This window comes from Methanosphaera sp. BMS (assembly GCF_003268005.1).
Taxonomy (GTDB): domain Archaea; phylum Methanobacteriota; class Methanobacteria; order Methanobacteriales; family Methanobacteriaceae; genus Methanosphaera.
In genome coordinates this window covers 873,261-885,829 of sequence record NZ_CP014213.1, presented here as the reverse complement: position 1 = coordinate 885,829, position 12,569 = coordinate 873,261, and the positions used below count along the sequence as shown (strand labels likewise).

The window sequence follows — 12,569 nt, the reverse complement described above, 5'->3', positions numbered from 1 at the left end:
CAAGCTATTTTTATTAATCAATTAATTTAATCTGAATTTATCTTGTCTATTTTTTCACGTAAAAGAATTATCCGTTCCAACAGCACACCTATTCCAATCCACTAAACCTTCACGATAACTAATTCACATAGTAATGTCAAATAATAAAAACAATCATCTTCCTCCATTAGTTTATTCTAAGAAAATATTATCAAACAATACTGTCCTAATAATTAAATTGGATATATACTTTTTATATTAAGAGAATAATAGATAATATTAGTGAAATGCTATGTCAAAGAAACTAATCATAACAATTAAAAAAGACGGTACTATAGATGCTCAGACAAAGGGAATAAAAGGTAAAAAGTGTGAGGATTACATCAAGATTATCGAGGAACTAACCAATTCCAAGGCCGTAAACATCGAATATACTCCCGAATACAATCAGCAAGCTGATGAAGAAGTCCTAACCCAGGCAAAAAAACAGAAAAACTACTAGGTGAAAATATGAGTATACATCTAAAAACAGTATCACTGGATATGGATAGAATAGACAAGGCGATATCCATAAACGACCTTTCAAGAGATTCCAGGGGTGTGGACTTCAAGGTACATACGCAAATGACCGATATGAATCTGGTTGAATCAATTCTTCAAGACAAACTCCTAGGATTTAAAAACAAAAGAAATCTTATAAACTTCAGAAATCAGGGACAGATGATTTTTTACTACGAAAACAACACTGATGGCTTGTCAATAGTATTCTTTGGCAACTATCCAAAAAATGACACCATAATGTTCATAAACAATCTCACCAAGGAATATCTTACACAAACAAATCAAATGTATCTATATGAGCAAATACCATACGATGTTGAAAGCTTCGAAGAGGAAGTAGCAAAAAAGGTAGAGCTAAAGACACTTAAGATATCAACCAATATGAAAAATAAGGCAGTCATCGAATCAATAATGGATACCAGCTATTTGGGATACAACAGCAAAAAAGAAATAGATGACTTTAAGAATAGGGGACTTATAGTATTAAACAAGGCGGATGATGATACATATGACGTGGTATTTCTTGGAGATTATGAAAACAGCGAGGCAGAAGAATTCGTTGAAAACTTAAGCTATGAATATGCCAATAAAATCCAGGAAATAACATATGAAAAGGTATTGGAAAAAATCCACCAAAAGAATTACAGCCTTGAATCAGAAGTGATAGATGCCAATGACTCCATTGTACTGACATTGAACGTGAACTAATTATCAAATCCCTCCTTCTCTTTTTACATATACATAACTCAGCATAAACACATTTTTAATAGATAAGGCCATTATAATTATTTAAAAATCAGATATAACCTAAAAAGTAGTCTGGTTGAATCATAAAGCATTAAATATTCTTTTTTTCGTAAATTGTTATTATATTTATATACTTTTTATGACATAATTTAAAATATTAATATACAAGTGATTATGATGACAAAGTTTGAAAAAGAATTATGCGACTTATTACGGGCAAGATTTCCATACATAAACATTACAACATATGAAGAAGAACGTTTAATTAACGAATTAAAAAGAATAGTAACAACCCCTGAACTGATTCACACGGTTAGAAACGTATTCATATGGAAATCATCGGAAGGTTTTAGAAATCAGGACGGTCTAATTGAAGAAAACACCTTTGAAAAGCTGGCAGCTCTCAATTTCATCCGTGAATATGAACAGCCTGCAATATTCATACTGCTGGACTTCCACGTCTTCTGTGAAAAATCCAGCGGCGTCATAGACAATAACGTTGTCAGGGTATTGAAGGATATCATGCCAAATTTGAAACAGAGTATGCAGCCAAAAAACATAATATTCGTATCCCCAACGTTTACAATACCTGATGATTTGAAAAAGGACGTAACCGTCATGGACTTTGGACTTCCGACACAGGAGGAAATATCCCAACTCTTGGATGCAATGATATCCGCCAACAGTGGAAACAATCTAGTCGTTGAATTGAATGATAAGGAAAAGGAATCACTTGTAAAAGCAGCGGTAGGTCTAACATTACAGGAAGCAGAAAATGCATTTGCACGAGCAATGGTTGATAACAATAGGCTGGATGTCAATGACGTGGATCTTGTTCTAAAGGAAAAAAGTCAGGTAATCAAAAAGAATGACCTGCTTGAATACATAGACTCCGAAGTAAACATCAATGACGTCGGAGGATTGGAAAATTTAAAGAAATGGCTAATCAAAAGGGACAAGTCCTGGCTAGACTCGGCTAAACGATATGGCCTCCCATCACCTAAGGGGGTGCTTTTAACGGGAGTACCCGGCTGTGGTAAGAGTCTTGTGGCAAAGTCAATCAGTTCAATGTGGCATTTGCCACTTCTAAGATTTGACGTATCCAAGGTATTTAACATGTATGTGGGTAACAGTGAATCAAACATGAGGGAGGCAATAAAGACAGCCGAAGCCATAAGTCCATGCATACTATGGATTGACGAGATTGAAAAGGGATTCTCCGGACTGGGAAATAGTGGCGACAGTGGTACAAGCAGCCGTATCTTCGGTACATTCCTAAGTTGGATGCAGGAAAAAACAAAACCCGTATTTGTAGTTGCAACGGCAAACAACATCTCAACACTACCGTCAGAGATGATGAGAAAGGGAAGGTTTGATGAGATATTCTTCATAGACCTGCCTACCTTCAATGAAAGAAAGCAAATCTTCAAGGTACATTTAACCTCAAGACTCAAACAGCCTGATGTAATAGGAAACTTTACCATCAATGACGAATCATTAAATCACCTGGCCAGTATAACGGAAGGATTTGGTGGAGCCGAACTGGAACAGATAGTTATAATGGGACTGTTTGATGCATTTGCCGAAGACCGTAGCATAACTATGGCAGACTTTGAAAATGCCGTCCGCAACACGGTACCACTTAGCGTTACAATGTCTGAACAGATTATGTCAATACGTAAATGGGCTGATGTACGTGCAGTGGCAGCTACCGCACAAGAGGATAGGCGTGAATATAAACAAAGTGAAGAAGACAACCAAAAACCTGATAAACCGGATAATAATACTCCTCCAAATATTCCTGATTCATCCGACATTAATGAATCCAGAGGTGGAAGAACTCTGGACTTCTAAAAATCCCCCCTTTTTTAGTGATTGCATTGAAGTTATATGTTAATGAAATAATAGACAATTCAAAAGTTGAAGGACCCGGAAACCGGACATGTATCTTTGTACAGGGATGTCTTAAGCATTGTTACAAGTGTAACTCTCCACAGACATGGGACTTGGATTCTGGAAATGAATATGATGTAAAACAATTGGCAGAGGACATCCTGTCTAATCCTGATATAGAGGGTGTTACCTTCTCCGGTGGAGAACCACTTCTTCAATCAAGGGCATTGTATCAACTGGCCAAAATGCTTAAGGATAAACTGTCAATTGTCATATTTACGGGTTATGAATATAATCTAATTAAATCGGTCAATTGTGCCGACTGGAATAACCTATTAAATCTTTGTGATATTCTAGTATCCGGTAAGTTTATCTATGAAAAAAGATGTACTGATAGGTTATGGGTTGGTTCATCCAATCAGGAAATAATCTTTTTATCCGATATCTATAAGGATTTTGATTTAAACAATAAAAAAAATAAGATAGAAATAAGGTTAAATAAGGATGGTAAGATAATCGTTAATGGTATGGCCGATAATGATAAAATATTGGAATTATTCAATGATTCCAATTTAATCTAACTCTTTTTTAATGAATTCTATATAATCCATTGATAGTTTTTGTACCTCTTCGATGTTGCTTTTAATTTTCTCATCACTGATTGTAAATAGGTTTTCAATATTTCTATCTTCAGGCAAGTCTCTTAATATATCGATTATTCCATTTACCAACTCATCAAAAACATTCATTATCTGATTGATATCAGTATCGTAGTTTTTCTCATCATTATCTGTTTCAACAGTCATCATAAGAACATTGTTTTTAAAGTAACCTATGGCTGATAGGTATTCCTTTTCATTGGTTGAATAGTTGAAGAATACTTCCCTTTGAATCATGAAAGAATCAATCCAATTTACCAGTCTATCTGCAGGGATAAACCATGTTTTTTCATTTTTTCTGCTGAATGGCTTTAATCTAATCAGGTAATCACGGTTATTGCAATTGTTTAGGTATTCGATTGTTTTATTTATCTGTTCGTCATGACTTTCACATTCGAGTACGTTACAGTATTCGATATTTTGTTCCAGTATGTCAATGGTATAATCTTTCATATTTCTAAATCCATATGATTTAAACATTTCAAGTTCCCGTTCGGCTGAAAAGCTTTGGTTTAATAACCCATTGGCATTTTGTCTGTATTTTAGCATATGCTTTCTCATATTTCTCATATACTCCTTATCGGTATAATTTAATGATTGGACATATTCTAATCTTTTGGTTGCTTGTTGTTTGGTTAATATGTTAACTCTCATGTGATTACCTCTTTTTTAATTTGTTATATATTATTTTAATCTTTGATATTTTAATTTTTTTCGGATATAAAGTATTATAAAGTTTCAAGTCCTATAATATAATAGTGATAATATGGTATGTGAATTGAATACGCAGAAAGAATTATCCTTATCAGAATTTATTAAAATATTATATGAATTTAATAATATTGATGCTTTAACTTTATGTGTCAAAACATTAAAAGATAAATACACATTGGATGAAGTAAAAGACTTATCTGATGAGGAGTTATACAAATATTTTGTTGAAGCCGAAAACAGCCTTCAATAAACCAAATCTTTTTTTTATATTCTTTTTTTGACAATCTATAACGGTATGCAACCTTCACTGGCTCTTCCGTGTTTGTTTTTTCTTACTTGATATTAGTGGTAATTAAATAAATGAAAAATATGGTGAGTTATGAACTGTCTTAAACTTCTTTAAACTTTATTTTTATTAAAAATAAACTGTTTTTAATTTTTTTATCAACAAAACTTTCTTTTATTAGCTTAAATAGGCTTTTTTTGTTCAAAATTATAACTAAACTTATATATTTACGGATACATATATAATTCATATTAATAAAGTATTGTTTATTCATTGAATATTAACTTGAATTATATTTTATTAATGTTGAATTTATTTTATTTGAATTAGGGAGGTGAAAATAGGACATGTTTAAAGCTCATAAATGGGCGTTAATATTAACAATATTAATTATTCTGTTTATAAGCACATTATCAAGTGTATCGGCTCAAGAAAACTCAACAAATGATACGATTAGTAAGGACATTGATTATGATCACTTCCTGAAAAATCAGGTTAATAATCAGGATGATTTAACTACAAAGGTTGAATCGGAGTCATTCAACAAGGCAGATATGGATACTTTCTCATATAATCGGAATTTAAAAAGTGATATAGACCCATCAAATGATGATGAAAATCAGGGTGATGATGAAAATCCAAGTAATTATCCGGAGGATAACCAGAATGTAGACTCAACCAATGATAATACTATGGACATACTCAAATACTACCTGGATAATTCCAATTATGAAGAGTATATGGATTATTCATTTGAAGAAAATGCAATCGTTTACATAACTGAAGATATTGAAGGATTGGATTTATTTGTTGAAGCCAACAATGTTACTATAACCGGTATTAATAATCCAACACTAAAAAACTCACATATAACCGCATATGAAGAAGGTTATGCCAACATTTCAAATATGACATTTGTCAGTGATGATGAAAGTGAATTTGAACGTGTGATAGTATTTATAGGAAATAACAACAGTGTTTCAAACGTTGAATTTATAGATGCCAGATATCAACCTACCGAAGAGGAATACAGGCAGATATATGTTATAGGTAACAATACTTCAATTACTAACTGTAATTTTGATGTCAGATATCCAAGTCAGCATAGGGACTGGCGGTTTTATGGTGATGAAAACAAGGAAAATGTAGTTTTACTAATGGGAAACAATAATAATGTAACCAACTGTTCCATAAATCTTATTGAATCAGGTTATTATGAAGCACCATATGGTATGATTAGGGGAATATCCCTTTATGGAAATAACAACAATGTATCAAACAATACATTATACCTGCAGGGAACATTATACTGTTATGCTATAAGCTGTAGGGGAAGCTACAATTACATATCCTACAACAATATCGATGTTGTATCAATCAGATATGCTAACGGTATAACCCTTGAAGGACAAAATGCATATAATTTAGTTGAAAACAATGTTATTTCCCTTCAAACATCTAACAAAACCATAGATGATATGGAACTGGTAGATGTATCCTACGGTATAATTCTCACTGAGAATGAATATCATGGATATACATATTACATACCAAATTCCGTGACAATATATAACGTAATAAGAAACAATTATATCCGAGGTAATTCCAGTCACGTATATGGAATAGAACAATTTGGTGGTACATACACCACTATTGAAAACAACACCATAATAGTGGAAGGTAATACGCCAATGGGTATCGGATTAATAGGTAAAGGAGCAAATATAACAAACAATCATATTGTAGCCATAGGTAAAACCAATGTGAGTGGTGTCTCAGCCGATTACATAAAACCGGAAACAACAGCAATATCCCTTAAGGATGGTAGTGACAATTACGTCGCCAACAATTATCTTGAAACGCATAACGGTACGAATATAAACATACGTAATGAAAGAAGAAATCTCATTACAAAAAATACCATGAATGTTCTGGGTAATGTTCGATATGTCATGGGTGATAGAAAGGTAAATGGATCCGTATTTACCGATAACGTCATCGAGGGCAATCCATTATACAGTTCATTGAATAATGAACTGGTCTACGTGAAGGGACATACCTATGTCGATGGAGTGATAGTGGCAAATGATGAGCTGGATACTTATCTGGCTACACATAAGCAGGATTCAAATGGAACACAAGCAAGAAATGATTCTGAAAGTGGACAAAAAGAAAACAGTACGGATTATGGAAACAACACCTCCGCAGATAATAATCAGACAAGCACTGATACTCAATCAGACAGCAATCCAAGTACAGATACCAATATGACAAATCAAACAATAATTGATGATAATATAAATCAAAATGCTACAAATAATCAGACCACAAACCCAAGCAATTCAACGGGTACTAACACTGATGATAATCAGGAAAGTGGGGATGATAAAAGCATAATCGATATTATCATCGATAAAATAGATGAAATAATCGATACAAATAAGACCGAAAACAACAATACGCAGAATCAGTCAACCGAGAACACCACTACGGATGACAATACCTCCAAAAATGATACAACAGAAAAAAACAATACTCAAGAGGACAATACTAATTCATCACAGACTGATGTCATAATAGAAACCAATACAACAGTTCCTACCGACAACAGTACTCAAATACCTGAAAACACTTCCCAAGTTATAATAGAAGAACCGACAACACAGACCAACACGACCGATAACAGTAATAATACCTCTGAGGAAAATAGCACAGAGGAAGATAACACCGATGACAAAAATGATACAAGCCAGGATAGCACACAGCAAAACAATAGCATTGCAGAAAATCAGACAACAGAGATAATCGTTACAAATCAGACAATAAACGAAAGCGTCATGGATAATCAAACCACAAACAATACACAAACGGATGCGATAAACTCCAATGATAAGCTAAACAATACTACAGATGTATTGGAAGAGGATCCAAACAATCATCAGAATTTCAATAATACAAATCAAACCCAAATTGACACAAATAGTCCTGTCAATAATCAAGAGGTAAATAATACAACAATTACCAACACAACAATCGAGGCGGAAATAGAGGTTGAAAACTCCACTATTAAAAATCGTACCAATGAATCAACCGGTGCAGGTGACTTGACGCCGGATAGTGGAAATCCAACGTCTGCTCCTGATTCATCCAGTGCTTCTCAAAGCCAAGCTGTTACGCTTGAATCAATAATGGAGGACATACTAAGTGAATCAACACAGGAAAGTTCTCCATCAACCGTTGGTGTTACACAAACATTAACTTCATCCAATGCGAAGGTATATGAGGTTAGTCCAAAGATTGTCTCTAAGAAGATGACTATGGATGAAGTCAAATACTTAATCGCATTCATGTTAATATTAATGTCTGCATTAATAATGGGATTCAAAAGAGTTAGCGTATAATAACTCTTAATCCTTCAATCCTTTCTTTATAATTTTATTTCGGATTTAACAATAAGTTCAAACTCTTTTTATATGCATTTTTTATTCAATATTCAAGTTCGATTCTCTTAAGGTAATTAATTTTAAAAAATAGAAAAAGTGGGGCTTAAATCATAAATAGTTCTCATAATTTGATTTGGTTGTTTTGTATCGGTAGAAGTGTTTTTTTAATTTTTTTCTAATATCTTCTGGGATATCTATATTTTCTTCCATTTCGAAATCATAGTGAACAAGCACTACACTTCCACTTGCACATTTCTTATTTTCTTGAAATAGTTCATGATACACGGTAAATGAGGTCTTGCCTATTTTTTTAATGAATGTTCTTACCACCACATCTCTTTTGAAATATATCTGGTTATAATAATCATATTCGGAGTGTACCATTATAAGTCGCCATTTGTCATGTGAAAATTCTAGTGTTGGTGTGAATATCTTATAGATAGGTGTACGTGCTGTCTCGAACCATTCTGATAAAACGCCGTTGTTGATATGTCCTAGTCCATCCGTATTTTGAACACCAGGTGTGATTATTATTTCAAACATATATAATATTATTTGGTTCATAACTAATAAACTTTAATTATTTTTTTTCGCTATTCAGTTCATCCATTTAAAAAAGCTTTTATTACAGTCACCATTTTTTCATTTTATTTGATGTAACATTTTTTATAGTCTTCTGATAAATATATGACTAAGTCAAGAAACATTTATGGGAGGTTGTATAATGTTTGAGTTAAGACATCTTATTGATGTAATTAAGTATGATAAATTGGCATACATCGAGCAGCATAAGGAAATATTTGATAAGATGGATGTGGTTACCCAATTAAACAAGAGGGTTGTAGTACTAAGGCAAGAACTTGTCAATGACCCTGACAATAAGAACTTATCATTTGAACTGCAATTCTGTGAAAATGAGATCGAACGTATTGAAGAGGAGATTAATGAATTCTTTAGTGAAAATGATGCATTGAAGTTTGACATTGATAATTCCAGGAAGTTAATTGACTTTAATTTCAATGAACTGCATCAATATGTTGATTTGCTTGAAAAATACTCTGAATTCAATGTTGAAGAGAGTCTTGTTGAAGCCTTTAGAACAAGTCTCAATGAATTGGAGGTCAATGTTGAAGAATACGTTAAATTATGTTCTAAATCCGATGATTAATCTTCAACATGGATTATACAAAAAAAACTAAAAAAAAATGGATTATTGTAAAAGTCTTTTTTTTACTCTAATTTTATTTCTTCTTTTATAAATGATTCCAGTTCGTCATCATCAACTGTATTTAGGAATATCTGATCTGCCTCATATTGATTTTTAAGCTTCTGATATGTTTCATCGGTTGGTTTTTCATTTTCCTGATAGTATTTATCACATACTACCATATCATCTTTAATTATTGCTACATGGTACTTGTATAACATCTTTTTCACCTTCCTAGTTGTCTGTCTGATTTATTATTGCTAATGCATTGTGCATTCTTGGAAATCCGATAAACGGTATTAGTATAGTTATCGTATCTATCAGCTTTTCTTTGTCATTTCCCATTTTAATGTTTCCTATGGTATGTATCTTCAATTGATTTTCACATCCCCTTAATGATAGTATAAATGCAAATGTTATCAGTTCCCTTTCGGTATCGGTTAATCCGCCGCGTGTGTAGAAGTCTCCATATGCAAAACTTGATATCAAATCCCAGACATGTTTTTGATTGTCGGGGGTAGTTTCAATGCTTGTATCGATGAACTCTTTGCTGAAGTTTCTTACCTGCAGGTCATATCCTGTCTGCAGTCTGTCTTCATCCTTTATAGTTTTTTGGCTTTCCAGTGGCAACTCGATTCCCTCTTTTTTAAGGTGGTCGTTTGTTATTTCCATGAATTCATAGCTTTTTGCAAGTCCTATGTATATGGTTGACTGGTATATTATCTCTTTAATCTCTACAGGCGTCAAGATTTTTAAGGTATCGGACAGCATTTCTTTGTAGAGTTTCGTTGACTGGTTTGCTATCATAGTTGATATTACTGCAAGCATTATCTCCTTGTCTGTCAGGTGTATATGAGTAAGCAGTTGGTTATTGATGAATTGTTTTATTATCAGGGCATACTCCGGGTCATCATCACACATTGAGGTGTATAGTTTTTCGAAAATTTTTTCTTTTTGATTCATATAATCATCCATTAATTTTTTATAATTTATGATGTATATTTAACGTACTTATTTTTTAACTTATCATAATCGTATTCATTAAATTATATTTATCTATGATTATCTTCTAATGTTTTATATATACTAATTGTTTAATTGTATCTGAAAATCATTTAATAGTTCCATAAGCATTTGCTTATTTTTGTATTTGTTTTTGAGAATTCCTATTGTATCCTCCACGACATCCTTACTGCCGGTATAGCCCAACATCGTAGTCAAGTAGTTAACAATTACATTATAGGCACCTATATATTTAGCAGTCTTGGCCTGTTCTAAGATTTCTTTCTTATACAATAATAATATTTCATCATGATACATTTCATCGAGATAATTTTTGTATTCATCAAAGCTATCCAATAAACAGTTGTCCCTAATGTTAACATATAACTTGTCATACAATCCTTCATTGACATATATCTGGTTTAAAAAATTATAATTATTATTGTCACTGTAGTATCTGATTATTTCCTCCATTGATAATTTCCATTCTTCACTGCTTTGGTACTGCTTTAAGAGGTTGATGTAGGTGATATCCTGAATATCAAATTCAAATATTATGTTTTTTATTTCACTTACCGCTTTCGGGTAGTTATCGGTGAATATGTACAAATCTATCAGTGTGCTGGTATCCTCCAAAGAGTATAGCTTTCCATGTATTTCACGATTTTCATTAAGCAATAATATGGCAGTATCCAGATTGTTGCTAGCTATTTGCTTATTTATCAGCAAATCCATTATCTTGTAGTAACGTCTGTTATCATATAAAAACTTGTTAAGATCATTTATAGGATATGATAGCTTATTCATGATTCTATATCTGTAAAGCAATAAATCTTCGTTGACTTGAATATCCTGCTTCATCAGTGAGCAAATGGCTTCATCCAATTGCTTGAGATAACTGGTGCTGCTGTTTTTGTCAACGGCTATCCCGACTAGATTAGGGGTGATGTTGTAATCATAGTTATACTTTAGATTTGACAGGATATAATCATAGATACTAACATTTAGTGTCATGTCATCAAGGTCAATAATCTTTTCCAAGTAGTAATTGCAGGAACTTAATATGTCATCCACATTCAGATATTCACTGATGTTCTCTTTTTCCGCAATATTTTCATAAATGCCGTAAATTAACTGCAATACATAATTGTAATGTTCATTGTCATATAATGAATCAATCTTTGTATTGATGAAGTTAATTAAATATCTGTGATAGGGGGACTCCTGATAAAATCCATTTTCATTATATAACTCAACAAGGTCGATTTTAAATATGTTGTTAAGCATATTCTCATAGTCAAGGTAATCCTCATATGTGAAGTTGGAATAGAATTCATTGATGAATTTTGACGTGAACTCTTCGTTATCCTTGTAGTTGTCATATAAATATTTTTTCAGCTTATTTTCATCCAAATCCTTCAACACATCCTTAAAAAGGAATATGCTATCTGACTTGTTTATGTTGTCCTTCTTGTTCTGATTTATTTCGTCCAGTTTATATAATGTTGCCACCATATGTTTACAGTATGTTTTTGAATAGGAATATGGACAGGTACAGTATAATGAGTTTATTTCATCATTATCAAAGTTTACTTGAACTTCATAGATGTTATTTCTTTTTCCTTCGACTTTTGATGATATGTATTTGTCGGTTATAATAACATCAAATACCTTATCCCTTAGAAAATAGTCATAACCTCTGATTAAGCGTTCCTCATCAAATAATTTTTCCCAATTCATACATTAGCACCGTTTCCATGTTATTTGCCAAGTCGTTTTTCAATTGCTTTTTCATATATTATCTTTATAGTTCATTGATATTAATTATTCTAATTGGGACGAATGTCTATGAAATATTCTCTAATGAAATAAAATAATAATATTATATATATTAAAAAACAAAGTATACCTTAGTAAAAATTAGAGAATGTCGAGTTTAAATAGTTGATAGGTACAAATTATGAAAAAAATACTATTCTTGCCCTTACATTATGAAAATCCAAACAAAAAGGAAAAAATTGAGAGCGACTTGTTAATATATATCTATATGATGGATATTGATAAAATAGTCTTTTTAA

Annotated in this window: 12 protein-coding genes; 7 read left to right on the top strand and 5 right to left on the bottom strand. The window is 32.3% G+C overall.

Going from position 1 to position 12,569, the window contains the following annotated elements; genetic code table 11:
- Nucleotides 1–271: 271 nt before the first annotated feature.
- The 4 genes from AW729_RS03210 to AW729_RS03195 all read left to right on the top strand — a co-directional run bounded on the left by AW729_RS03210 (nucleotide 272) and on the right by AW729_RS03195 (nucleotide 3,761).
- Nucleotides 272–481, top strand: a complete 210-nt coding sequence (locus AW729_RS03210; RefSeq protein WP_112123743.1) for a DUF2997 domain-containing protein — start codon at nucleotides 272–274, stop codon at nucleotides 479–481.
- An 8-nt stretch (nucleotides 482–489) separates the two neighbouring features.
- A complete protein-coding gene (locus tag AW729_RS03205; RefSeq protein ID WP_112123742.1) occupies nucleotides 490–1,248 on the top strand; it encodes a hypothetical protein in 759 nt (252 codons plus the stop codon).
- 216 nt (nucleotides 1,249–1,464) lie between these two features.
- Entirely contained in the window at nucleotides 1,465–3,141 is a 1,677-nt protein-coding gene (locus AW729_RS03200; protein ID WP_112123741.1) for an AAA family ATPase, read from the top strand.
- A gap of 26 nt (nucleotides 3,142–3,167) precedes the next feature.
- Entirely contained in the window at nucleotides 3,168–3,761 is a 594-nt protein-coding gene (locus tag AW729_RS03195; RefSeq protein ID WP_112123740.1) for a 4Fe-4S single cluster domain-containing protein, read from the top strand.
- On the opposite strand, the gene AW729_RS03190 is transcribed toward AW729_RS03195, so the two are convergent.
- Nucleotides 3,753–4,493, bottom strand: coding sequence for a hypothetical protein (locus AW729_RS03190; protein WP_112123739.1), 741 nt, complete (start codon nucleotides 4,491–4,493; stop codon nucleotides 3,753–3,755). The genes AW729_RS03195 and AW729_RS03190 overlap by 9 nt on opposite strands.
- 112 nt (nucleotides 4,494–4,605) lie before the next feature.
- On the opposite strand from AW729_RS03190, the gene AW729_RS03185 reads away from it, so the two are divergent.
- Both AW729_RS03185 and AW729_RS03180 read left to right on the top strand, forming a co-directional pair.
- The gene (locus tag AW729_RS03185) at nucleotides 4,606–4,803 is read left to right on the top strand and encodes a hypothetical protein (protein WP_112123738.1); all 198 of its coding nucleotides are present in this window, start codon (nucleotides 4,606–4,608) and stop codon (nucleotides 4,801–4,803) included.
- A 383-nt stretch (nucleotides 4,804–5,186) separates the two neighbouring features.
- A complete protein-coding gene (locus tag AW729_RS03180) occupies nucleotides 5,187–8,240 on the top strand; it encodes a hypothetical protein (RefSeq protein ID WP_112123737.1) in 3,054 nt (1,017 codons plus the stop codon).
- 150 nt (nucleotides 8,241–8,390) lie between these two features.
- On the opposite strand, the gene AW729_RS03175 is transcribed toward AW729_RS03180, so the two are convergent.
- Nucleotides 8,391–8,825 (bottom strand): thioesterase family protein, encoded by a 435-nt coding sequence (locus AW729_RS03175; RefSeq protein ID WP_112125221.1) that lies wholly within the window; start codon nucleotides 8,823–8,825, stop codon nucleotides 8,391–8,393.
- A 181-nt stretch (nucleotides 8,826–9,006) separates the two neighbouring features.
- Here AW729_RS03175 and AW729_RS03170 point away from each other — a divergent pair, with 181 nt between their 5' ends.
- Nucleotides 9,007–9,450 (top strand): hypothetical protein, encoded by a 444-nt coding sequence (locus tag AW729_RS03170; RefSeq protein WP_112123736.1) that lies wholly within the window; start codon nucleotides 9,007–9,009, stop codon nucleotides 9,448–9,450.
- A gap of 62 nt (nucleotides 9,451–9,512) precedes the next feature.
- Here the strand turns inward: AW729_RS03170 and AW729_RS03165 are convergent, their stop codons facing one another.
- The 3 genes from AW729_RS03165 to AW729_RS03155 form a co-directional block, all read right to left on the bottom strand.
- Nucleotides 9,513–9,710: a hypothetical protein gene (locus AW729_RS03165; RefSeq protein WP_112123735.1), complete on the bottom strand. Its 198-nt coding sequence runs from the start codon at nucleotides 9,708–9,710 to the stop codon at nucleotides 9,513–9,515.
- 13 nt (nucleotides 9,711–9,723) lie between these two features.
- Nucleotides 9,724–10,452: a carboxymuconolactone decarboxylase family protein gene (locus AW729_RS03160; protein ID WP_162685759.1), complete on the bottom strand. Its 729-nt coding sequence runs from the start codon at nucleotides 10,450–10,452 to the stop codon at nucleotides 9,724–9,726.
- 123 nt (nucleotides 10,453–10,575) lie between these two features.
- Entirely contained in the window at nucleotides 10,576–12,231 is a 1,656-nt protein-coding gene (locus tag AW729_RS03155; protein WP_112123733.1) for an SWIM zinc finger domain-containing protein, read from the bottom strand.
- Between the last annotated feature and the right edge of the window lie 338 nt (nucleotides 12,232–12,569).